This is a genomic window from Cryobacterium sp. AP27 (assembly GCF_056680495.1).
Window position 1 is genome coordinate 3,345,404 of sequence record NZ_CM155285.1, and the last position, 22,242, is coordinate 3,367,645.

Here is a 22,242-nt window from a genome sequence, read left to right on the forward strand (position 1 = left end):
CCACATCGAGGAGCTCGCTAAATGACTCAGATTCTGCCCAGCTACGTTCAAGGTTCCTGGTTTGTTCCCGCCGCCGAGGCATCCGCCGTCGACGTGCGTGACGCGTCGACCGGTGAGATCGTCACGCGCGTGAGCACGGAGGGCCTCGACCTCGGCGCCGCCCTCGAATACGCTCGGACCGTCGGTCAGGCGTCGCTCGGCGCCCTCACGTTTCACCAGCGCGCCGTGTTGCTCAAGCAGATGGCGTTGCTGCTGACCGAACGCAAGCAGGAGCTCTACGAGCTCTCCAGCCGCACTGGTGCCACCAAGGTTGATTCCTGGGTGGACATCGACGGCGGTATCGGCGTGCTGTTCTCCTACTCGTCGAAGGGCCGCCGCGAACTGCCGAACGCCAAGGTATACGTGGACGGACCGGTCGAACCGCTGTCGAAAGACGGCTCGTTCCTGGCACGTCACATCTACTCGCGCCTGCCCGGCGTGGCCGTGCAGATCAACGCCTTCAACTTTCCGGTCTGGGGCGCACTCGAGAAGTTCGCCCCGGCCTTCCTCGCCGGCGTGCCGACACTCGTGAAGCCCGCGACGCCGTCGGGATACCTCGCGGAAGCCTTCGTGCGTATCCTCGCCGACTCCGGGCTGCTCCCCGAGGGTTCGCTGCAGCTCGTGTCCGGCAGCGTCCCGACCCTCTTCGACGACGTGCGACTCGGCGACCTTGTGGCGTTCACCGGCTCCGCGTCCACGGCCGAGAAGCTCCGCGCGAGCGATTCGGTGCAGACCGGCGGCGTGCGCTTCACCAACGAGACCGACTCGATCAACGCCTCCGTGCTGGGCACCGACGCCACGGCCGGAACCCCGGAATTCGACGCCTTCGTGAAACAGGTCGTCACCGAGATGACAGTCAAGGCGGGCCAGAAGTGCACCGCCATTCGCCGCGTGATCGTGCCCCGCGCCGCCATGGGCGACGTGATCGACGCCGTGCAGCAGCGCATCACGCAGCGCATCGTACTCGGTGACCCGAGAGCCGAGGGCGTCACGATGGGCCCGCTCGCCTCGACCGAGCAGCGCGCCGAGGTGCTCCGCCAGGTCGCCCGGCTGCAGGAGGCCGGCGGCGAACTGGTCGTGGGTTCAACCGATGCCCCGACCGTCGTGCGCAGCGACGGCACCAGCGCCCCCGCGCCCGACGGCGCCTTCGTCCCCCCGTTGCTGCTGCGTTTCGACGTCGCAACGGATGCTGTGCACGAGGTCGAGGCCTTCGGCCCCGTCTCCAGCGTGCTCGGATACGACACCATCGAGGAAGCGATCGCCCTGGTGCGACGCGGCGGCGGATCGCTCGTGACGAGCATCGCCACGCATGATCCTCAGGTGGCCGTGGCGCTCATGACCGGGATTTCCGCGTTCAACGGACGCGTACTCGTGCTCGACCGCGACGATGCCCGCACGTCGACGGGGCACGGCTCACCCGTTCCCCAGCTCGTGCACGGTGGACCGGGACGCGCCGGCGGTGGCGAGGAGCTCGGCGGCATCCGCGCGGTGCTGCACCACATGCAGCGCACCGCCATTCAGGGTTCGCCCGAGATGCTCACCGCCATCACGGGCATCTGGCATCAGGGTGCGACGGCGCATGCCGGTGAAACGCATCCGTTCAGAAAGAGCCTCGCGGAGCTGAAGCTCGGCGACCAGATCGTGTCGGACTCCCGCACCGTGACCCTCGACGACATCGAGCACTTCGCGGAGTTCACCGGCGACACGTTCTACGCGCACATGAACGAGGAAGCCGCGACGGCCAACCCGTTCTTCCCCGGGCGAGTCGCCCACGGGTACCTGCTCGTATCCTGGGCGGCCGGACTGTTCGTGGACCCGGCGCCGGGGCCCGTCCTGGCGAATTCCGGCCTCGAAAACCTGCGGTTTCTCACGCCGGTCTCACCGGGGGACAGCATCCGCGTCGCGCTCACGGCCAAGCAGATAACGCCACGGGAGACCGATGAGTACGGTGAGGTGCGCTGGGACGCGATCCTCACCAATCAGAACGATGAGATGGTCGCCTCCTACGACGTGCTCACCCTGGTTGCCAAGCACTGACGACGCACGCGCGGCACGGCGTGATGTGCCTTCCAGCTCTGTTCTTATTGTGAGCGGGTACTCAGTTTGGTGTCCAGCGCGACATATACCCTGTCAGGGAACGAACTTGAGAAATCCAATTGTTGACCAGCCCTTTTTGGGGGGTATTGGTCGACTAAAGAATTAGGAAGGTACTTCATGACGGCCAACAGAGCAGTTGCCTACAAGAGCGCGGGCGAAGTCGAGGTTATCGACATCGACTATCCCACGTTTGAACTCAAGGACGGACCGGGCGTGAACCCGGCCAACGTGGGTCGCAAGGTGCCCCACGGGGTCATCCTGCGCACGGTGACCACCAACATCTGCGGCTCGGACCAGCACATGGTCCGCGGACGCACGACGGCGCCCAAAAACCTCGTGCTGGGGCACGAAATCACCGGCGAAGTGATTGAAGCCGGACCCGACGTCGAATTCGTCAAGGTCGGGGACATCGTTTCCGTTCCCTTCAACATCTCCTGCGGTCGCTGCCGCAACTGCAAGGAGCGCAAGACGGGCATCTGCCTCAACGTGAACCCGGATCGTCCGGGCAGCGCCTACGGCTACGTCGACATGGGCGGCTGGGTCGGCGGCCAGGCCGAGTACGTGCTCGTGCCCTACGCTGACTGGAACCTGCTCAAGTTTCCCGATCGGGATCAGGCGCTCGAGAAGATCATGGACCTCACCATGCTCTCGGACATCTTCCCGACCGGGTTCCACGGCGCTTACACCGCCGGGGTCGAAGTGGGGTCCACGGTCTACGTGGCCGGGGCAGGGCCCGTCGGCCTCGCGGCGGCGGTCTCCGCGCAGCTGCTCGGTGCCGCCGTCGTCATCGTCGGCGACATGAACACGGAACGGCTCGCGCAGGCACGCAGCTTCGGATGCGAGACCATTGACCTCACCAAGGGCGAGCCGGGGGAGCAGATCGAACAGATCCTCGGTGTGCCGGAGGTCGATGCCGGCGTCGACGCGGTGGGCTTTGAGGCGCGCGGCCACGGCAAGGGGGCCGGCGAAGAGGCCCCGGCCACGGTGCTGAACTCTCTGATGACGGTCACCGCTGCCGGTGGAGGTCTGGGCATCCCGGGGCTCTACGTCACGGGTGACCCGGGGGCGAAGGATGCTGCGGCCCAGGTCGGGTCGCTGTCCATTCGTCTCGGTCTCGGCTGGGCCAAGTCGCTCACCTTCGCGACCGGCCAGTGTCCCGTGATGAAGTACAACCGCCAGCTGATGATGGCCATCCTCCATGACCGCGTGCAGATCGGCAAGGCGGTCAACGCCAAGGCGATCAGCTTGGAAGATGCCCCGCGCGGCTACGCGGAGTTCGACGCGGGTGCGGCCACGAAGTACGTCCTGAACCCGAACGGGTATGTGAAGAGCTAACAGGCGCGGCCGCTCGCGGCCCGGCCGAGGAACCCCGTCACTGGTTTCAGTGCGTGCTCAGGTTCCCCGGTCGGGCCGCGACTGCGTTCTGCGCCCGTCTCACCCGGTCGACGTCCTGGCGCCCAAAGCCTATGCAGCACACGGGGGAGGGCGATACTGGCTGTGACGCGGCCACCGTGGCGGCGCGAACGATCAGGAGGTTGCCGGTGACCTCAGCGTCACCCATCGACGGTTCAGTCCAGGCGAGTGAAGAACTCGTGGAAGCGTGCCGACGCGCACCAGCACGCCGATACGGCGGTCCTCGCCCGTGCCCTCAACGTCTTCGCCCTCAGACTCGCTGAGGCGGGGCGTCGGGACAAGGCACTTTTTGAGAGCGAACGCGCCGTCGCAATGCAGCGGAGACGCGTGGAGGAGGGTAGTGAAGTCGGAAACGGGGCGGGCGTCCACCCCGCATCCGATCTTGCCGATTCGCTTGAGACTCTCTCATTGTGCCTGCGGGAATCCGGTCAAGACCAGGACAGCCGCACGGCCGGTCGCGAAGCCGATGAGACCCGAGCAAACCTGAGGACACGGCGCACCGATCACTTCTGATCGGGCGAGTCAGTCGCTGTCGGTTGTTGACCGGCGCCGCCGCTTGAGATCGTCAGTGGAGGTTCGGGTGCCGATCAAGCGTGCCGTTGTGACGAGATTCATTGTGATGATTTCGCAGGCAAGCGGGTAGTTGATCGTGTCGAGGGTGTCATGGCTCGAGTGAACGTTGTGGTTGGCGGAATCCATGCCCTCAATCGTGAGTGCGGCGGGCAGCCCCGCACGAATGAATGGCACATGGTCGCTTGCGAACGGATTCAACGACACGTCGACCGAAAGCGTCGTATAGTCCTGCGCGCTCGCCGTGAGCTCGTCAATAAGCCCTTGTGACACGGGGGCTCCCTCGAGAAGTACGCCAGGCCGGTCGGAGTTGAGGGTGCCGACCATGTCCATGTTGATCACGGCCCGGATGCGAGCACGGTCGCGGTCGCTCAGGGCTCGAACGTACTGCTCACTCCCGAACAGGCCCTCTTCTTCGCCGCCGAAGAGCACCAGGCGCAGATCCTGGGCATCCGTGCGCTCGGCCAGGATTCGGCCGATTTCGAGTACGCCGGCACATCCGCTGCCATTGTCATCGGCGCCGGGTGCGGGTGCCAGAGGGCCGTCCACGTGGTTGATGGAATCGAGGTGGGCGGTGACGAGAACGAGCTCGGGATCGTCGCCCTGCCCTGGCTTGTCGGCGACAACCGAGAAGCTCGTGCCCGACCCGACCGTGATGGCAACTCGGGTGAGCCCGTACCCCCACAGCCGCAGTCGTTCCGTCACCCAGTCGGCGGCCTGAGCGTACCCCTGGCTCAGGGAATGACGCGTGCCGAACCCGGTGAGAGCGACAAGGGAGTCCTGGAGATGAGCGGCGGAGACCTGCTCGGCGAGCATGGCCAGCGCCGGATCGACGGCATGGAGGCGCCGGCCGGCGCTCGACGCCGGCACGACGATGGAGGAGTTCTGGGGGAGCGGTTGAACGCTGAAGTGTGCGGGGTTGCCGAGCGACGCCCGAACGAACTCGTCATCGCTCAGTTCGACGGCGAGGTACCGTCCATGATCGAGAACGACGGGCACGTCCGGAAAGTCCTGGCGGAATGCGTTGCCGGCCTGCACCACAAGGTGCAAGAGACCGCGACTTGACTGCGTCGCGGGCCCCAGCGTGCGCACACGACGTCCGGCGCTCGAATCGGCTATGCCGGTCGTCCAGTAGATGACCTGGTCTCCGAACCGGCACCATTTCAGTCCCGGTTCGCGCCGCGCCGACCGCCCCGCCGCGGGGTCGACGGATGCGGGAACGATGACGTAGGTGTACATGACTCCTGCCTTCCTGCCCGACCGACGGGGTCTCCGTCACGGCCGACGAATCTTGAGAATCTCCGGATTCACTTCAACGACCCTGAGCGCCGACGTGTCGCCGACATCGCGGATCCCGGTTTGCCTGGGACGATCGTCCGGTCCGGGCGTGAGCGTCACAATTGTGCCGTCATCGCGCACGCGGAGAGAGTCCCTCCCTCCCCGGGTGGGAGGGAACGGGAACGTCGCCGCCGGGCGATAGACCAGGATCTCGTCGTCATCTTCCTCATGCGAGTGGGTCCATTCGCCGACAGGAACGGGCGAGTCCTGATCTATCGCAGCCACGGGGTGCGTTTCCTCTCCTGATCCGGCGGGGCCGCCCCTCACATGGTGTCCATGCCCGACAGACGGTCACGGTTTTGCTCTGCCAGCGCACTATCCTCCACGAATTCGAAGGTGTTTCGGGGGCCTTCGAGGCAGGCCTGCATCCGGGTGACCTGTCCAACGGAGAACATCACCATGACCTCGTCGTCCACGTAGTCCATGTAGTCCACGAACAGGTCCCCGTCCGGTCCGTTGTTGCAGGAGACATGAGGGAAGGTGGGCTTGCCGACGTTCGCGTCCGCTTGATTTGGCGTGTCGTCCACCTTGTCGGTACCCACGCACCCCGACTCGTCACCCCAGATATGGTTCAGGTTCAGCCAGTGGCCGATTTCGTGGGTTGCTGTGCGGCCGCGTCCGAACGGCGGCGATGCCGTCCCAACAGTGCCGAAGGCCGTGTTGAGAACGACGACGCCGTCGGTGGACGGCTCACCTCCGGGGAACTGGGCGTATCCGAGCAATCCACCGCCGAGCCGGCCCACCCAGAGGTTGAGGTATTTGTCGGCCGGCCATGCGTCCCGACCTCCGGACGAGTCGAATTTGATCGTGTCGTCGTAGCTGAACGAGGACCGGTCGGTGTGGGTGCGGGTGATTCCGTCCGTGTCCATACCGTCGGGATCCGTTGTCGCCAGGGCGAACTCCACCTGGGCGTCATCCGCCAGGGCTTCGAAGACCTTCGGCAGGCTGTCCAGATCGGCGTTGGTCTTGCGGAAATCCTGATTGAGCACGTCGATTTGGCTGTGGATCTGCTCGTCGGAGATGTTCTCGTCATCGTCGTGCCACACGACGTGAACGACCACGGGAATGTGCGTCACACCGGATCGGCCCGGGAAGATGCCCCGCGCCACGATTTCTCGCACCGCCGTGTCCATGGCGACGCGGGCCGCGGCAAAGCCGGGCTGCTCGGCCAACTGCTTGGTGTACAACTCTGGAGTGGCACAGTAGCGAGTCGTGGGCAGATCGCGGGAATCGGCGTCAGCCATGATTTGTTCCTTTCTGAAGGCGTGATGTTTCCGTATGCGGGCATTCTGGCCCGATTCGCGTTACTCCGGCGTTATCGCCGCGCACGGTAGCGCGGCACGCGCGGAGGTCATACTGTGGGCATACCGTAGCGTGCTGCCGATTCGCGAGAAAAGGAGAATCATGCCAAAGCGACAGTTGCACCCATTGCCGCAACAACCGTCGGGGGTCCGCCGCCGGCCGAGCTGCAGCATCGCCCCGCCCGACCTTCTCGCCTGGCTGGCGATGCAGGGAACCAAGGACGAACGTGAAGCAGCCCTGTCGTCGATAGGCACGTCGTCGGGCATTCGATCGCGTCGGGCCCTGATTGGCCAGTTCAGTCGCGAACTTGACCAAAATTTGGGCTTGATCGGAGTCGTCTCCCTGACCGAGCAGGGGATCACCGTGTACGACAACGAGACGCACGGGCGTAGTTTTCTGCCGGGCGTCAAGAAACGATCCGCGGGTGATGCGCTCCATTCCGACCTCGCCGTCAATGAGGCGTTTGACGGCAGCGCGGCCACCGCCGCCTTCTTCCACGACGTCCTCGGCAGAAGCTCCCTCGACAACGCGGGAATGGAACTGGTTTCCTCCGTGCACTACGGCGTGGCCTTCGACAACGCCTTCTGGGATGGCAGCCAAATGGTTTACGGCGACGGCAGCGACCGAATCTTTCAGATCGGCGGACTCACTCGGGCGATCGACGTGATCGCGCACGAGCTCACGCACGGCGTCACCGAATTCACCGCAGGCCTCGTCTACAGCAAACAGCCGGGCGCGCTCAACGAGTCCTTCTCCGACGTCTTCGGCAGCCTGGTGAAACAGTACGGCCTCAGGCAGACGGCCGCCGAGGCGGACTGGCTCATCGGGCAGGGCGTGCTCGTGCCGAAGCTGGGGGCGGCCCTGCGCTCCATGAAGAGTCCCGGCACGGCGTTCGCGGGCGACCGCCAGCCGGGCCACATGGACCAGTATCTGGACCTGCCCGATGACAACGACCCCGCCAACGACAACGGTGGTGTTCACGTCAACTCGGGCATTCCCAATCGCGCGTTCTACCTCGCCGCCATCGGCCTCGGCGGGGCGGCGTGGGAGAAGGCCGGCAAAATTTGGTACAACGCCCTCACCACCAAAATGGGCACCGCCACGGATTTTGCCGCCGCGGCACAGTTTACGATCGATGCGGCCGGCGAGCTCTTCGGCGCCCACGAGCAAGCGATTGTTCATGGTGCGTGGACGGAGGTGGGAGTTCTGCCATGAGACTCAGCGTGCGGCGTGGTGGCGGTTTCGCCGGGATGGTGGCTCGTACCGACCTGGACAGTGCCGTGCTCCCGCCGGCGGATGCCACGGCTCTCGCCGCGGAGATCGACCGCGCGGGCCTGCGGGACCTCGCCGACCCGCGGCCCGGGCGCGCGTGGCCCGATGCCCAGCTCTACGACATCGCCCTCGTGGACGGGAAGCATGAGTACCGCTATCGCTGCACCGACGCGACGATCCCCGAGGGCGTGCGCGAGCTCCTCGCCTGGGTCGACGAGCGTCCCGAGCGTGTCGAATCCATTGAGCCCTAGCCGACGGAACCTATCTGGTGGGGGTCATCCGCCATTGGTACGGACGATAGATGTTGTCGGCAGTCACGTAGTGAACGCCGGCCTCCGGCCCCTCCGGCATGTCATGGTGCGCCTCCTCGCATGAGGCCTCCCACGCTTCGGTTCGGGTGAGCGCGTGGATCTCGCCGTCGATCACCACCCATCCGCGGACGGCCTGATACGGGACGTTGCCGTGCGGTGAGGCGTAGCGTGCCCCAACCTCAACGGTGCGCAGCAGAAGAGTGAAAGTCTGCGAGGCACCGATGCTGCGCGTGACGAATTCAAGGAGGGCGGAGTGCTCGAGCGTGGGGGACCGTCGACCGGTCGGATCGGTCTGGAATCTCAGGAGCCCGCCGTGCTCAGCCGTCACGCTGAGCTCGTGGGTTCCGCTGCCGTGCCGCCGGCCGACCAGAGCAGCCACGAGGCGCTCCTGGTTGTCTCGCCGCACACTGGTTCGGTCGCAGCCCGAACACGCCAGCACATAGAGGGGAAGCGGCCCCCGATCGACATGGGCTGCATTCGGGGTGAGGATGGCATCGGAGCGGCAGTACGGGCACGTGATTCTCATGAGGGGCTTCCCCAATCGTTTCGCACATCGCGGAGTGTCGAGGACCTGACTGGGTGCCCGTGCGGCGCCCGATTGCCCCTGTGCAAAAAAGGTAGCAGGGGCTCTTCCAGGCCGCAGTCGGCATGAATGAGGACACGTGCCCCTCAGGGGCTCCGGAGTCGCGACGCGCCCGGGATGCAGGCAAAACCCGGGCGGATTTGCGCGGTCGTGGGAATGGCCGTAATGTCATCTAAGTCACCCCACAGGTGCGGAAAGCTGCTCAGCTTCCCGGCCTCATGCGGGACCAATTCCAAGCCTAAACAACCTGCTCTTGCAGTGCTGTTTGACTTGATGAAGTTCATCAGTTTCCTTCGGGTGCAGATGAGCTACACGAAATAAGTGAAGTGCCTCAGCGAGAGTGCCCGTTAGGGTGTGAAGCTGGGTGCGTCCGATCCTTGAGAACTCAACAGCGTGCACAATGTCAAATGCCAAATACCTCGTGGTTGTTGTCCCGTTTCTAGCGGGTACGCAGCCGGGAGATTCCTTTGGAATATGAATTGAAAGTCGTGGTTTCGATCACGCAAAATAACAAAAGCAAGTCAGTAATGATTTGTTCTTGCTAGTTTCAAACTTGCATCTTGTTCGCCTATTCCGGCGACTTGGTGCACTAGATGGGCACTCGATTTCGGTTGGGTAGCTATTCAAACATTTACGGAGAGTTTGATCCTGGCTCAGGACGAACGCTGGCGGCGTGCTTAACACATGCAAGTCGAACGGTGATGAGGAGCTTGCTTCTTTGATCAGTGGCGAACGGGTGAGTAACACGTGAGCAATCTGCCCTTGACTCTGGGATAACTGCGGGAAACTGTAGCTAATACCGGATACGACCTTGGAAGGCATCTTCTGGGGTGGAAAGAATTTTGGTCAAGGATGAGCTCGCGGCCTATCAGCTAGTTGGTGAGGTAATGGCTCACCAAGGCGACGACGGGTAGCCGGCCTGAGAGGGTGACCGGCCACACTGGGACTGAGACACGGCCCAGACTCCTACGGGAGGCAGCAGTGGGGAATATTGCACAATGGGCGCAAGCCTGATGCAGCAACGCCGCGTGAGGGACGAAGGCCTTCGGGTTGTAAACCTCTTTTAGTAGGGAAGAAGTGACTGGGTTTTCCTGGAAGTGACGGTACCTGCAGAAAAAGCACCGGCTAACTACGTGCCAGCAGCCGCGGTAATACGTAGGGTGCAAGCGTTGTCCGGAATTATTGGGCGTAAAGAGCTCGTAGGCGGTTTGTTGCGTCTGCTGTGAAAACCCGAGGCTCAACCTCGGGCCTGCAGTGGGTACGGGCAGACTAGAGTGCGGTAGGGGAGATTGGAATTCCTGGTGTAGCGGTGGAATGCGCAGATATCAGGAGGAACACCAATGGCGAAGGCAGATCTCTGGGCCGTAACTGACGCTGAGGAGCGAAAGCATGGGGAGCGAACAGGATTAGATACCCTGGTAGTCCATGCCGTAAACGTTGGGAACTAGATGTGGGGACCATTCCACGGTCTCCGTGTCGCAGCTAACGCATTAAGTTCCCCGCCTGGGGAGTACGGCCGCAAGGCTAAAACTCAAAGGAATTGACGGGGGCCCGCACAAGCGGCGGAGCATGCGGATTAATTCGATGCAACGCGAAGAACCTTACCAAGGCTTGACATATACCGGAAACGGCTGGAAACAGTCGCCCCGCAAGGTCGGTATACAGGTGGTGCATGGTTGTCGTCAGCTCGTGTCGTGAGATGTTGGGTTAAGTCCCGCAACGAGCGCAACCCTCGTCCTATGTTGCCAGCACGTAATGGTGGGAACTCATGGGATACTGCCGGGGTCAACTCGGAGGAAGGTGGGGATGACGTCAAATCATCATGCCCCTTATGTCTTGGGCTTCACGCATGCTACAATGGCCGGTACAAAGGGCTGCAATACCGCAAGGTGGAGCGAATCCCAAAAAGCCGGTCTCAGTTCGGATTGAGGTCTGCAACTCGACCTCATGAAGTCGGAGTCGCTAGTAATCGCAGATCAGCAACGCTGCGGTGAATACGTTCCCGGGCCTTGTACACACCGCCCGTCAAGTCATGAAAGTCGGTAACACCCGAAGCCGGTGGCCAAACCCGTAAGGGATGGAGCTGTCGAAGGTGGGATCGGTGATTAGGACTAAGTCGTAACAAGGTAGCCGTACCGGAAGGTGCGGCTGGATCACCTCCTTTCTAAGGAGCACGTGCAATCCCGTCTGTATACAGCGGAATACGATTGCCAGTCATACGGAAACGAACGTTTTCGATGGCGCTCATGGGTGGAACATTGACATTGATGTAAGAACGGCCAGTTCGGTTCAAGTACGCTTCTTCGGAGGTTGGAAAAGATTGGGGTGGAGAGACTTGCATGAGCACGCTGTTGGGTCCTGAGGGACCGGAACGGATCACTTCGGTGGTTTGGACCTTCCTCTGGACTTCTTGTTGTGGGCATTAATCGCCGGCTTCGAGGGGTACCGCCCGTACTTTGAGAACTACACAGTGGACGCGAGCATCTTAAATTTGTGGGACTTCGGTCCCCAAATTACAAAGATCTAAGCAATTAGATCATTGGTCAATTTCTGCCGCGAATTTATTCGTGGCACCAATCGATTCAAACTCATGTGATTTCAAATTTTTAAGAGCAAACGGTGAATGCCTTGGCATGTAGAGCCGAAGAAGGACGTAGTAATCTGCGATAAGCCTCGGGGAGTTGATAAACGAACTGTGATCCGAGGATGTCCGAATGGGGAAACCCCGCCAGGCCCGTGAGGTGACCTGGTGACTCCCGCCTGAATATATAGGGCGGGTAGAGGGAACGTGGGGAAGTGAAACATCTCAGTACCCACAGGAAGAGAAAACAATAGTGATTCCGTTAGTAGTGGCGAGCGAACCCGGATGAGGCTAAACCGATCATGTGTGATAGCCGGTAGGCGTTGCATGGTCGGGGTTGTGGGACTTTTCAGCTGATTCTACCGAATGGCAAGGGTTAGAGCGTTGTATAGACGAACAGGATTGAAAGCCTGGTCATAGAGGGTGCGAACCCCGTAGTCGAAATGCAGCAATCACCCGAAGAGTATCCCAAGTAGCACGGGGCCCGAGAAATCCCGTGTGAATCCGTCAGGACCACCTGATAAGCCTAAATACTCCTACATGACCGATAGTGAACAAGTACCGTGAGGGAAAGGTGAAAAGTACCCCGGGAGGGGAGTGAAATAGTACCTGAAACCGTTTGCTTACAATCCGTTGGAGCCAGTCTGATTCTGGTGACAGCGTGCCTTTTGAAGAATGAGCCTGCGAGTTAGTGATATGTGGCGAGCTTAACCCGAGAGGGGAATGCGTAGCGAAAGCGAGTCTGAATAGGGCGATTCAGTCGCATGTCCTAGACCCGAAGCGAAGTGATCTATCCATGGCCAGGTTGAAGCGACGGTAAGACGTCGTGGAGGACCGAACCCACTTCAGTTGAAAATGGAGGGGATGAGCTGTGGATAGGGGTGAAAGGCCAATCAAACTTCGTGATAGCTGGTTCTCTCCGAAATGCATTTAGGTGCAGCGTTGCGTGTTTCTTGCCGGAGGTAGAGCTACTGGATGGCCGATGGGGCCCAAAAGCTTACTGACGTCAGCCAAACTCCGAATGCCGGTAAGTGAGAGCGCAGCAGTGAGACGGTGGGGGATAAGCTTCATCGTCGAGAGGGAAACAACCCAGACCACCAACTAAGGTCCCAAAGCGCGTGCTAAGTGGGAAAGGATGTGGAGTTGCACAGACAACCAGGAGGTTGGCTTAGAAGCAGCCACCCTTGAAAGAGTGCGTAATAGCTCACTGGTCAAGTGATTCCGCGCCGACAATGTAACGGGGCTCAAGCACGCCACCGAAGTTGTGGCATTGATATTTTTGGTTAGCCGCACCCTTGTGGTGTTGGTTCAGCCGTGTTGATGGGTAGGAGAGCGTCGTGTGGCCAGCGAAGCGGCGGTGTAAACCAGCCGTGGAGGCCACACGAGTGAGAATGCAGGCATGAGTAGCGAAAGACGGGTGAGAAACCCGTCCTCCGAAAGATCAAGGGTTCCAGGGCCAGGCTAATCCGCCCTGGGTAAGTCGGGACCTAAGGCGAGGCCGACAGGCGTAGTCGATGGACAACGGGTTGATATTCCCGTACTGACGAAAAACCGCCCAAGCTAATCCAGTAATGCTAAGTATCTGAATCCCCTAGACCGATCCCTTCGGGGTGAGGCGTGGGGCCTAGCGTACGACCCTATTCTGGTGCGGTTAGCGTATTAACAGGTGTGACGCAGGAAGGTAGCTGAGCCGGGCGATGGTTGACCCGGTCTAAGGATGTAGGGCGAACGATAGGCAAATCCGTCGTTCATATAGCCTGAGACCCGATGGGTAGCCCGTAAGGGTGAAATCAGTGATCCTATGCTGCCGAGAAAAGCATCGACGCGAGGTTTTAGTCACCCGTACCCCAAACCGACTCAGGTGATCAGGTAGAGAATACTAAGGAGATCGAGAGAATCGTGGTTAAGGAACTCGGCAAAATGCCCCCGTAACTTCGGGAGAAGGGGGGCCTGAGGCGTGAACGGACTTGCTCCGGGAGCGTTCGAAGGCCGCAGAGACCAGTGGGAAGCGACTGTTTACTAAAAACACAGGTCCGTGCTAAGTCGCAAGACGATGTATACGGACTGACGCCTGCCCGGTGCTGGAAGGTTAAGAGGAACGGTTAGCCGCAAGGCGAAGCTGAGAATTTAAGCCCCAGTAAACGGCGGTGGTAACTATAACCATCCTAAGGTAGCGAAATTCCTTGTCGGGTAAGTTCCGACCTGCACGAATGGCGTAACGACTTCCCAGCTGTCTCAACCGCGAACTCGGCGAAATTGCATTACGAGTAAAGATGCTCGTTACGCGCAGCAGGACGGAAAGACCCCGTGACCTTTACTACAGCTTGGTATTGGTGTTCGGTGTGGCTTGTGTAGGATAGGTGGGAGACTTTGAAGCTTGGACGCTAGTTCAGGTGGAGTCATCGTTGAAATACCACTCTGGTCATATTGGATACCTAACTTCGAACCGTGATCCGGTTCAGGGACAGTGCCTGGTGGGTAGTTTAACTGGGGCGGTTGCCTCCTAAAAAGTAACGGAGGCGCCCAAAGGTTCCCTCAACCTGGTTGGCAATCAGGTGTCGAGTGTAAGTGCACAAGGGAGCTTGACTGTGAGACTGACAAGTCGAGCAGGGACGAAAGTCGGGACTAGTGATCCGGCAGTGGCTTGTGGAAGCGCTGTCGCTCAACGGATAAAAGGTACCTCGGGGATAACAGGCTGATCTTGCCCAAGAGTCCATATCGACGGCATGGTTTGGCACCTCGATGTCGGCTCGTCGCATCCTGGGGCTGGAGTAGGTCCCAAGGGTTGGGCTGTTCGCCCATTAAAGCGGTACGCGAGCTGGGTTTAGAACGTCGTGAGACAGTTCGGTCCCTATCCGCTGCGCGCGCAGGAAATTTGAGAAGATCTATCCCTAGTACGAGAGGACCGGGATGGACGAACCTCTGGTGTGTCAGTTGTTCCGCCAGGAGCACCGCTGATTAGCTACGTTCGGAATGGATAACCGCTGAAAGCATCTAAGCGGGAAGCCAGCTTCGAGATGAGATTTCCATCCCTTCGGGGGAGAGGCTCGCAGCTAGACTACTGCGTTGATAGGCCGGATGTGGAAGTGGGGACTAAAGACCCATGAAGCTGACCGGTACTAATAAGCCGATAATTTGATAACACTCAGTTTGAAGAAGCTGCTTTAGCGTCCACTATGTGGTTCTCGATGTACGGTCGAGAACAACCGCTTCTACGGAAGCACTATAACTAAAAAATATAGGTTCGAAACACGCATCACAGGTGTTTCGGCGGCTATAGCAAGAGGGAAACGCCCGGTCACATTCCGAACCCGGAAGCTAAGACTCTTTGCGCCGATGGTACTGCAGGGGGGACCCTGTGGGAGAGTAGGACACCGCCGGACTTAACTTAGCGACACACTAATGGCCACCCCGCACGGGGTGGCCATTTTTGCGTTAAACCACCACACACCACACCAAGCGGAGCCGGCCGGGATCGGGCGTGGACGCTGTCCGCGCCTCGACGCGGGACGTCAGGTGCGGGGGCGCAGGCCGTCCAGGGCTACCGTGAGTATGTCGTCGGCGAGCTGTGCGCCGTCTTCCGGCCCCTCGGGGCGGTACCACTCCGTGATGGAGTTGACCATGCCGAAGAGCAGCCGGGTGACAACGCGCGCGTCCACGTCGCTGCGCAGGGATCCCTCGTCACGAGCCTCGACCACCAGGGCCGAGACCACGCGGTCGAACGCGCGCCGGCGGGTGAGGGCATTCCGCTCGACCTGAGAATTGCCGCGCACGCGCAGCAACAGGGTCACCGAGGGCAGCTTGGCCGCGAGCACCTGTACCGCGCCGCGCAACACGTAGGCGAGCCGGTCCAGCGCGGACCCCTCGAGTGCTCCGTCCTCACGAAGCACGCCTTCGAGAGCGGTCAACGCCTCGTCGAGGGCAAGCTGCAGCAACTCTTCCTTGGACGCGAAGTGGTGGTAAATCGCCGCTTTCGAGAGGTCCAGGCGCGCCGCGAGCACACCCATCGAGGTGGCGTCGTAGCCGTACTCGTTGAAGGCGGCGACGGCGATGTCGAGAATGGCGCGCTGATCGTACCCGGGGCGCCCCCGCTTGGCCGTGATGAGGTCAGACATTGTTAGAAGTATCCCATGCCGGGGGCGACGTACTCCGATTCACCGCAGATCGTACAGGCGCTTGAGCTTGCCGGCGCTGCGCTCCAGCGTGCCGGGTTCGGCGATCTCCACGTGCACAGTCGAGCCGATCTGGTCCTTGATCCGCGCGATGAGCGCCGCGCGGGCAGTGGCGGATGAGGCGCCGTCAGCGTGCTCGTGGCGCTCGATGCGCACGGTCAGCTCGTCCATCCGCCCGGGGCGGGTGAGCTCCAGTACGAAATGCGGGGAGAGGTGTTCGATGCTGAGCACGATCTCCTCGATCTGGGTGGGGAACAGGTTCACGCCGCGGAGAATGATCATGTCGTCGTTGCGTCCGGTGATCTTCTCCATCCGGCGCATGCCGGGGCGCGACGTTCCGGGCAGCAGGCGAGTGAGATCCCGGGTGCGGTATCGAATCACGGGGAAGGCCTGCTTCGTCAGGGAGGTGAAGACCAACTCGCCGGTGTCGCCGTCGCCGAGAACGTTTCCGTTGTCGCCGTCAATGATCTCCGGGTAGAACTGGTCCTCCCACAGGTGCGGTCCGTCCTTCGACTCGATGCACTCGCTGCCCACACCAGGGCCCATGACTTCGCTGAGCCCGTAGATGTCGAGCGCGTCGAAGTCCAGACGTTCCTCCAGTTCCAGACGCATCTGGTTGGTCCACGGCTCGGCGCCCAGGACGCCCGCCTTCAGGCTGGATCGACGAGGGTCGAGGCCGGCGGCAATCATGGCATCCGTGATCGTCAGCAGATAGCTCGGGGTGGACAGGATCACGTCGGGTTCGAAGTCGTTGATCATCTGCACCTGCTTGTTGGTCTGTCCTCCCGACATGGGGATGGCGACCGCACCCAGGGCCTCGATGCCGGCGTGTGCGCCAAGTCCGCCCGTGAACAAGCCGTACCCGTAAGCGTTGTGCACCTTCATTCCGGGGCGCACGCCGGCGGCCCGCAGGCTGCGCGCAACGAGCCCGGCCCAGCTGCGGAGGTCGTCCTTGGTGTACCCGACCACGGTAGGCAGACCGGTGGTGCCCGAGGAGGTGTGAATGCGTGCGACTCGGTTCATCGGCACCGCGAACATGCCGAAGGGGTAGCTCTGCCGCAGGTCGTCCTTCGTCGTGAACGGCAGGAGGGCCACATCGTCCAGCGTGCGGATGTCGTCGGGGTGAACCCCGACCGCATCGAACTTTCGCGTGTACAGCGGCACGTTGGCGTAGGCGTGCCGCACCGTCTGCTGCAGCCGTACCAGCTGAAGAGCGGCGATCTCGTCGCGAGACATCCGCTCTTCCGGGTCGAGTTCATCGTGGGATGGAGCGTGCAGGCGGGTCGTGGTCAGCGTTGACATGGTGCCTCCGGAGCAGATTAGTTGTGGGCGCGGGTGGGCGTTGCGAGGTTCGTGGTGCGACTGCGACCGCGGAATTCCGCGACGGGGACGTTGTGCTCGTCGGTGACGCGCACGTCGTACAGTCCGCTCCGCCCGCTCTTGGTACGGAGCACGGCGGTGGCGGTAAGAGTCTGTCCCAGGGTGGCCGGTTTCAGAAAGCTGATGTCGGCGCCGGCCGCGAGCGTGACGTGATGAGAGTCGTTGCAGGCAATGGCGAAGGCCGTGTCGGCAAGGGAGAAGATCATGCCGCCGTGCGTCACGTCGAAGCCGTTGAGCATATCGTCGCGAATCAGCATCGACACGATGGCGCTTCCCGGCTCGGTGTGTTCCACGACCATGCCGAGGGCAGCGGATGCCCGGTCTCGCCGCATCATGGCGCTGGTGCCGAGGGATGATTCGGTTGACTGAGGCGCGATTGTTTCACGCTGTACGGCGTCGGGTGCTGCGTCCAACTTGGTTCTCCTCTTTGAGCGACCGTGCGGTAATGACTTGTGCTGGCGGCGGGGGTTGCCGCGCCGATACTGTGACTATATACTAACTGAACGATCGGTTGGTAAAACATTCGCCTTTCGGATGTGCACCTTGAGCCCAACGATGACCAGGAGTCAATGATGACAACCCCCGCAGGGCCTTACGCCCTTGCTCCGGATGCCTCCGCAGAGAATCCGGAGATCTCGGCCGACGAACAGCAGTTCAACGATTTGATCGCGGCGGATTCCCGCATTGAGCCACGCGACTGGATGCCAGAGGCGTATCGCAAGTCCCTGGTGAGGCAGATCTCCCAGCACGCGCATTCCGAAATCATCGGTATGCAACCGGAATCCAACTGGATCACGAGGGCACCGAGCCTTAAGCGCAAGGCCATTCTCATGGCCAAGGTGCAGGACGAGGCCGGACACGGTCTCTACCTGTACTCTGCCGCGCAGACGCTCGGCGCCACGCGCGACGGCATGACCGAGGCCCTCATCGCCGGCAAGGCGCGCTACTCCTCGATCTTCAACTATCCGACCCCGACCTGGGCTGACATGGGTTCGGTCGGCTGGCTCGTGGACGGCGCGGCCATCTGCAACCAGGTGCCGCTCTGCCGCGCCAGCTACGGTCCGTACGGCCGCGCGATGGTGCGTATCTGCAAGGAGGAATCCTTCCACCAGCGCCAGGGATTCGAGATTCTGCTCGAGCTCATGCAGGGCACGGAGGCCCAGCGCGAAATGGCGCAGGATTCCGTGAACCGCTGGTATTGGCCCGCCCTGATGATGTTCGGCCCGCCCGATGACGACTCGCCGAACTCCGCGCAGTCCATGGCGTGGAAGATCAAGCGGTTCTCCAACGACGAACTCCGTCAGCGCTTCGTGGGCATGCTTGTGCCGCAAGCCGCCGTGCTCGGCATCACCCTGCCGGACCCCGATCTGCGCTGGAACGAAGAAACCCAGAAGTACGACCTGGGCGAGATCGACTGGACCGAGTTCCACGAGGTACTCTCCGGCCGGGGAGCAAGCAACGCCCAGCGCCTGCAGCGCCGCCGCGACGCCCACGCCGAAGGCGCATGGGTGCGCGAAGCTGCCGCCGCATACGCCCGCAAACAGTCCGAACGATCTGAAATGGTGGCCTCATGACCGCGCCCGGCGATTCCGCAACTGAAATTTGGCCGCTGTGGGAGGTCTTCGTGCGCTCCAACCGTGGACTGAGCCATGTACACGTGGGATCGCTGCACGCTCCCGATGAAATTCTCGCTGTGCGTAACGCCCGCGACCTGTATACCCGTCGCGCCGAGGGCGTCTCCGTGTGGGTGGTGCCCGCGGCCGCCATCACCACGAGCGACCCCGACGCCAAGGGTGCCTTCTTCGAATCCGCGTCCGGTAAAAACTACCGTCACGCGAGCTACTACTCCAAGAGCGAGGGAGTGAAGCACCTATGATCAGCGAAGCGGATGAGGCCACACACGACGACGGTCACGGGCACGTTCAGGTTGACGCCACCGTGCTCCCCGACGAACTGATCGCGTCGGCATCCGTCGCCTCGGACGACGTTGCGGAGTACGCCTTGTGGCTCGGTGACGACTCACTCGTGCTCTCTCAGCGCCTGGGTGCCTGGATCTCACGGGCCCCCGAGCTCGAGGAGGACGTGGCCCTCGGCAACATCGCCCTGGATCTCATCGGACACGCTCGTTCGCTGCTGCACTACGCCGGGTCGGCCTCCGGAAAGAGCGAAGACGACCTCGCCTACTGGCGCGATGAACCCGAATGGCGTTCCCTGCAGATCGTCGAACAGCCCAACGGCGACTTTGCGCATACCATCGCCCGGCAGTTCATCGTGAGCCACTTCCTGTTTGAGCTGTACACCCGGCTCCGTGATTCCACGGATGCCACGCTCGCCGCCGTTGCCGACAAGGCCGCAAAAGAGGTTGACTACCACCGCGACCACTCGGTGCAGTGGGTGTTGCGGCTGGCGCTCGGTACCGACGAGTCCCGGAGTCGCATGATCACGGCCTTCTCCGATATGTGGCCCTACGTCGACGAGATGTTCCGCGACGAACCGTTGCTGGACCGCCTCGAGGGCGTGGCCGTACGCCCGTCAAGCCTGCGCGCCGTGTTCGATGGCGCTATCGCCCCGGTATTCGCGGAAGCCGACCTCGAGGAACCCCGCGGCTTCATCGCCTCCGGCGGCGGCCGCCGAGGCGTGCACTCCGAGCACCTGGGGCTGCTGCTCGCCGAGATGCAGGTGCTCACCCGCGCCCACCCCGGAGCGAAATGGTGACCTCGCCCACCCCCGCGTCGATGGCGCGACCACGACCCGCCGACGCCGAGTCTCTCCGCGCGTGGCTCGTCGCTGCCACCGTTGTCGACCCGGAGATTCCGGTACTCACGATTGAGGACCTCGGCGTGCTGCGGTCGGTGAACGTCACCTCAACCGGGGTTGATGTCGCCCTGACCCCCACCTACAGCGGATGCCCCGCCCTGGACGCCATGCGCGACGACGTTCACGCGGTACTCACCGCCGCCGGCTACACCAACGTCACCGTGCGGCTCGAGCTGAGCCCCGCGTGGACGACCGACTGGATGAGCGAGGAAGGCAAACGCAAACTCACCGAGTACGGCATCGCCGCACCCACCGGACACGCCGCCGCGCGTCCGTCCGGGCCTGCCGGCCCCGTGCGCCTGCAGCTCGCGGTCAAGTGTCCCCGCTGCAACTCGCTCAACACGCGCGAACTCGCCCACTTCGGTTCGACGTCGTGCAAGTCGCTCTATGAGTGCAAGGCATGCCTCGAACCCTTCGACTACTTCAAGGTGCTGTGACCATGACTGCAACGAACATCGGCGCTACGAAGCACCGTGCCCGCTTCCATACGCTTACCGTCTCCGACGTGCGCCAGCTCACCGCCGACAGCGTCGAGGTGACCTTCGCCGTTCCGGACAAGCTGCGCGGAGCGTTCGACTACTCTCCCGGACAGCATCTTGCGCTGCGTGCCACGATCGACGGCCACGAGCTGCGTCGCAGCTACTCCATCTGCAGGCCGCCGAGCACGAGCAGTGCCGGATCCATCAGCGTCGCCATCAAACGCGATCTCGGCGGGGTGTTCTCCAGCTGGGCCAACACCGAGCTGAGCGAGGGCCAGCAGATTGACGTGATGAGCCCGCAAGGCACCTTCACGTCGACCCTGCCCGACCTCGACGACCGACACATCGTCGGTGTGGCCGCCGGATCGGGAATCACCCCCCTGATGTCACTCGCCCACACGGTCCTCGCGGCATCCGCGACCTCGCGCTTCACGCTCGTGTACACGAACCGCACCGCGCTCGACGTCATGTTTCTCGATGAACTCGCCGACCTGAAAGACCGCTATCCCGCCCGCCTCGCGCTGTACCACGTGCTCTCCCGCGAACAGCGTTCGTCCTCACTGCTCACCGGACGCATCGACGAAGACAAGTTCCGGCGCATGCTCGAAACGATTCTGCGCCCCGCGACCGTGGACGAATGGTTTCTCTGCGGGCCGTTCGAACTCGTGCAGCTGTGTCGCGACACCCTCGAAGATGTGGGTGTCGACCGTTCCGCCGTTCGCTACGAGCTGTTCACGACCGGCGAGACCAACCGGGCCAGTGGCGACACCGGGCGTCCTGTCACGGTGGCGACCGGGGACAAGACGTTCCAGATCGATTTCACCCTCGACGGGCAGAGCAACACCGTTACCACTCCGGTCAACGCGCACGAGAGCATCCTCAACGCCGCGCTGCGTGTGCGGCCCGATGTGCCGTTCGCCTGCGCCGGGGGAGTGTGTGGAACGTGCCGGGCCAAGCTCGTCACCGGTGACGTCACCATGACCGAGAACTACGCTTTGGAACCCGACGAACTCGAACGCGGGTACGTATTGACCTGTCAGTCCCACCCCACCACCGACAAGGTTGTCGTCGACTACGACGTCTGACCCCGCCCGACAGAAAGCGGATGCCCATGATCGAGCTGAGCTACAAAGACGACGTCGCGCACGTGGTGCTCAACGCCCCCGACAAGATGAACGCCCTCGACGAGGACGCCGTCGCCGAACTGGACGCGGCCTACGCGTCCGCGGAGAGCGCCGGGGTGCGCGCCCTCGTGTTGCGCGGCGAGGGCAAGGCGTTTTGTGCCGGCCGCGACATCTCGGCGGTGGATCCCCGCACCGACGACGTGCAGGGCTACCTCGGCGACCGCGTCACCGCACTGCTGCAGCGCATGAGTGTATTCCCGGCACCCACGTTCGCGGCCGCCCATGGCGCGTGCCTCGGAGTCGGCCTCGGTCTGCTCATCGCCACCGACGTGGTGTACGTGGCCGACACCGCCAAAATCGGCTCACCGTTCGCCAACCTCGGCGCCACCCTCGACTCGGGCGGACACGCCCTGTTTGTGGAGCGGCTCGGCGCCCACCGCACGCTCGACCTCATCTACTCCGGCCGGCTCATGTCGGGTGCCGAGGCGGTGGCCGCCGGCCTGTTCAGCCAGGTGTTCCCGGCAGCCGAGGTCGTGGAGGCCACCGTGCAGGCCGCCGAGCGCGCCGCGACGGGGGCCACCCTGGCTTTTCTCGCCAGCAAGAAACTCGTCGCTGCGTTGCGCGATGAACGATTGGGACTGTGGGACAGCATGACCGCTGAAACGGCAGCCCAGGCCACACTGTGCGACACCGAGGACTACCGGGAAGGGTTCTCCGCCTTCCAGCAGAAGCGTCGGCCCGCCTTCACCGGACACTCCTAGCCC

Annotated in this window: 18 protein-coding genes and 3 rRNA genes; 14 read left to right on the forward strand and 7 right to left on the reverse strand. The window is 62.4% G+C overall.

Annotation, left to right across the window (positions count from 1 at the left end; all coding sequences use genetic code 11):
• Positions 1–21 precede the first annotated feature (21 nt).
• From paaZ to AC1MB9_RS15850, 3 genes are all read left to right on the forward strand, one after another.
• On the forward strand, positions 22–2,076 hold the full coding sequence (gene paaZ / locus AC1MB9_RS15840) for a phenylacetic acid degradation bifunctional protein PaaZ (RefSeq protein ID WP_479962872.1): 2,055 nt from the start codon (positions 22–24) through the stop codon (positions 2,074–2,076).
• 177 nt (positions 2,077–2,253) lie between these two features.
• Positions 2,254–3,471 carry a formaldehyde dehydrogenase, glutathione-independent gene (fdhA, locus tag AC1MB9_RS15845; RefSeq protein ID WP_479962873.1) on the forward strand — a complete coding sequence of 406 codons (1,218 nt, stop codon included), beginning with the start codon at positions 2,254–2,256 and terminating at the stop codon, positions 3,469–3,471.
• A 246-nt stretch (positions 3,472–3,717) separates the two neighbouring features.
• The gene (locus AC1MB9_RS15850) at positions 3,718–4,062 is read left to right on the forward strand and encodes a hypothetical protein (RefSeq protein ID WP_479962874.1); all 345 of its coding nucleotides are present in this window, start codon (positions 3,718–3,720) and stop codon (positions 4,060–4,062) included.
• A gap of 9 nt (positions 4,063–4,071) precedes the next feature.
• Here AC1MB9_RS15850 and AC1MB9_RS15855 read toward each other — a convergent pair whose 3' ends face one another.
• Genes AC1MB9_RS15855 through AC1MB9_RS15865 form a run of 3 tightly spaced genes read right to left on the reverse strand, consistent with a single transcriptional unit; the run spans position 4,072 to position 6,701 of the window.
• Complete coding sequence (locus tag AC1MB9_RS15855) at positions 4,072–5,358, reverse strand: M28 family metallopeptidase (RefSeq protein ID WP_479962875.1); 1,287 nt, start codon at positions 5,356–5,358, stop codon at positions 4,072–4,074.
• 36 nt (positions 5,359–5,394) lie between these two features.
• Positions 5,395–5,682 carry a hypothetical protein gene (locus AC1MB9_RS15860; RefSeq protein WP_479962876.1) on the reverse strand — a complete coding sequence of 96 codons (288 nt, stop codon included), beginning with the start codon at positions 5,680–5,682 and terminating at the stop codon, positions 5,395–5,397.
• Positions 5,683–5,720: 38 nt separating this feature from the next.
• The gene (locus tag AC1MB9_RS15865; protein ID WP_479962877.1) at positions 5,721–6,701 is read right to left on the reverse strand and encodes a zinc metalloprotease; all 981 of its coding nucleotides are present in this window, start codon (positions 6,699–6,701) and stop codon (positions 5,721–5,723) included.
• A 160-nt stretch (positions 6,702–6,861) separates the two neighbouring features.
• Between AC1MB9_RS15865 and AC1MB9_RS15870 the strand changes: the two genes are divergently transcribed.
• Both AC1MB9_RS15870 and AC1MB9_RS15875 read left to right on the forward strand, forming a co-directional pair.
• Complete coding sequence (locus AC1MB9_RS15870; protein WP_479962878.1) at positions 6,862–7,974, forward strand: M4 family metallopeptidase; 1,113 nt, start codon at positions 6,862–6,864, stop codon at positions 7,972–7,974.
• Positions 7,971–8,282 (forward strand): protealysin inhibitor emfourin, encoded by a 312-nt coding sequence (locus tag AC1MB9_RS15875; protein ID WP_479962879.1) that lies wholly within the window; start codon positions 7,971–7,973, stop codon positions 8,280–8,282. The genes AC1MB9_RS15870 and AC1MB9_RS15875 overlap by 4 nt, the downstream gene beginning before the upstream one ends.
• Positions 8,283–8,292: 10 nt before the next feature.
• Here AC1MB9_RS15875 and AC1MB9_RS15880 read toward each other — a convergent pair whose 3' ends face one another.
• Positions 8,293–8,868: a hypothetical protein gene (locus tag AC1MB9_RS15880; protein WP_479962880.1), complete on the reverse strand. Its 576-nt coding sequence runs from the start codon at positions 8,866–8,868 to the stop codon at positions 8,293–8,295.
• A gap of 687 nt (positions 8,869–9,555) precedes the next feature.
• Between AC1MB9_RS15880 and AC1MB9_RS15885 the strand changes: the two genes are divergently transcribed.
• The 3 genes from AC1MB9_RS15885 (at position 9,556) to rrf (ending at position 14,889) form a co-directional block, all read left to right on the forward strand.
• Positions 9,556–11,089, forward strand: a 16S ribosomal RNA gene (locus tag AC1MB9_RS15885).
• Between the two features lie 432 nt (positions 11,090–11,521).
• Positions 11,522–14,649 (forward strand): 23S ribosomal RNA (locus AC1MB9_RS15890).
• Between the two features lie 123 nt (positions 14,650–14,772).
• A 5S ribosomal RNA gene (gene rrf / locus AC1MB9_RS15895) occupies positions 14,773–14,889 on the forward strand.
• Together the 16S, 23S and 5S rRNA genes form the textbook arrangement of a ribosomal RNA operon.
• 129 nt (positions 14,890–15,018) lie before the next feature.
• Here the strand turns inward: rrf and AC1MB9_RS15900 are convergent.
• The 3 genes from AC1MB9_RS15900 to paaI are packed head-to-tail and all read right to left on the reverse strand — an operon-like array spanning position 15,019 to position 17,471.
• Positions 15,019–15,621, reverse strand: a complete 603-nt coding sequence (locus tag AC1MB9_RS15900) for a TetR/AcrR family transcriptional regulator (RefSeq protein ID WP_479962881.1) — start codon at positions 15,619–15,621, stop codon at positions 15,019–15,021.
• A 39-nt stretch (positions 15,622–15,660) separates the two neighbouring features.
• On the reverse strand, positions 15,661–16,980 hold the full coding sequence (paaK, locus tag AC1MB9_RS15905) for a phenylacetate--CoA ligase PaaK (RefSeq protein WP_479962882.1): 1,320 nt from the start codon (positions 16,978–16,980) through the stop codon (positions 15,661–15,663).
• 17 nt (positions 16,981–16,997) lie between these two features.
• A complete protein-coding gene (paaI, locus tag AC1MB9_RS15910) occupies positions 16,998–17,471 on the reverse strand; it encodes a hydroxyphenylacetyl-CoA thioesterase PaaI (RefSeq protein WP_479962883.1) in 474 nt (157 codons plus the stop codon).
• Positions 17,472–17,627: 156 nt separating this feature from the next.
• Here paaI and paaA point away from each other — a divergent pair, with 156 nt between their 5' ends.
• Genes paaA through AC1MB9_RS15940 form a run of 6 tightly spaced genes read left to right on the forward strand, consistent with a single transcriptional unit; the run spans position 17,628 to position 22,239 of the window.
• The gene (gene paaA, locus AC1MB9_RS15915) at positions 17,628–18,632 is read left to right on the forward strand and encodes a 1,2-phenylacetyl-CoA epoxidase subunit PaaA (protein ID WP_479962884.1); all 1,005 of its coding nucleotides are present in this window, start codon (positions 17,628–17,630) and stop codon (positions 18,630–18,632) included.
• Positions 18,629–18,934 carry a 1,2-phenylacetyl-CoA epoxidase subunit PaaB gene (gene paaB / locus AC1MB9_RS15920; RefSeq protein ID WP_479962885.1) on the forward strand — a complete coding sequence of 102 codons (306 nt, stop codon included), beginning with the start codon at positions 18,629–18,631 and terminating at the stop codon, positions 18,932–18,934. The genes paaA and paaB overlap by 4 nt, the downstream gene beginning before the upstream one ends.
• Positions 18,931–19,773 (forward strand): 1,2-phenylacetyl-CoA epoxidase subunit PaaC, encoded by an 843-nt coding sequence (gene paaC, locus AC1MB9_RS15925; RefSeq protein WP_479962886.1) that lies wholly within the window; start codon positions 18,931–18,933, stop codon positions 19,771–19,773. The genes paaB and paaC overlap by 4 nt, the downstream gene beginning before the upstream one ends.
• 20 nt (positions 19,774–19,793) lie before the next feature.
• A complete protein-coding gene (gene paaD, locus AC1MB9_RS15930) occupies positions 19,794–20,312 on the forward strand; it encodes a 1,2-phenylacetyl-CoA epoxidase subunit PaaD (protein WP_479964673.1) in 519 nt (172 codons plus the stop codon).
• A 2-nt stretch (positions 20,313–20,314) separates the two neighbouring features.
• Positions 20,315–21,439: a 1,2-phenylacetyl-CoA epoxidase subunit PaaE gene (paaE, locus tag AC1MB9_RS15935; RefSeq protein WP_479962887.1), complete on the forward strand. Its 1,125-nt coding sequence runs from the start codon at positions 20,315–20,317 to the stop codon at positions 21,437–21,439.
• Between the two features lie 26 nt (positions 21,440–21,465).
• Positions 21,466–22,239, forward strand: a complete 774-nt coding sequence (locus AC1MB9_RS15940) for an enoyl-CoA hydratase/isomerase family protein (RefSeq protein WP_479962888.1) — start codon at positions 21,466–21,468, stop codon at positions 22,237–22,239.
• Positions 22,240–22,242: the final 3 nt, after the last annotated feature.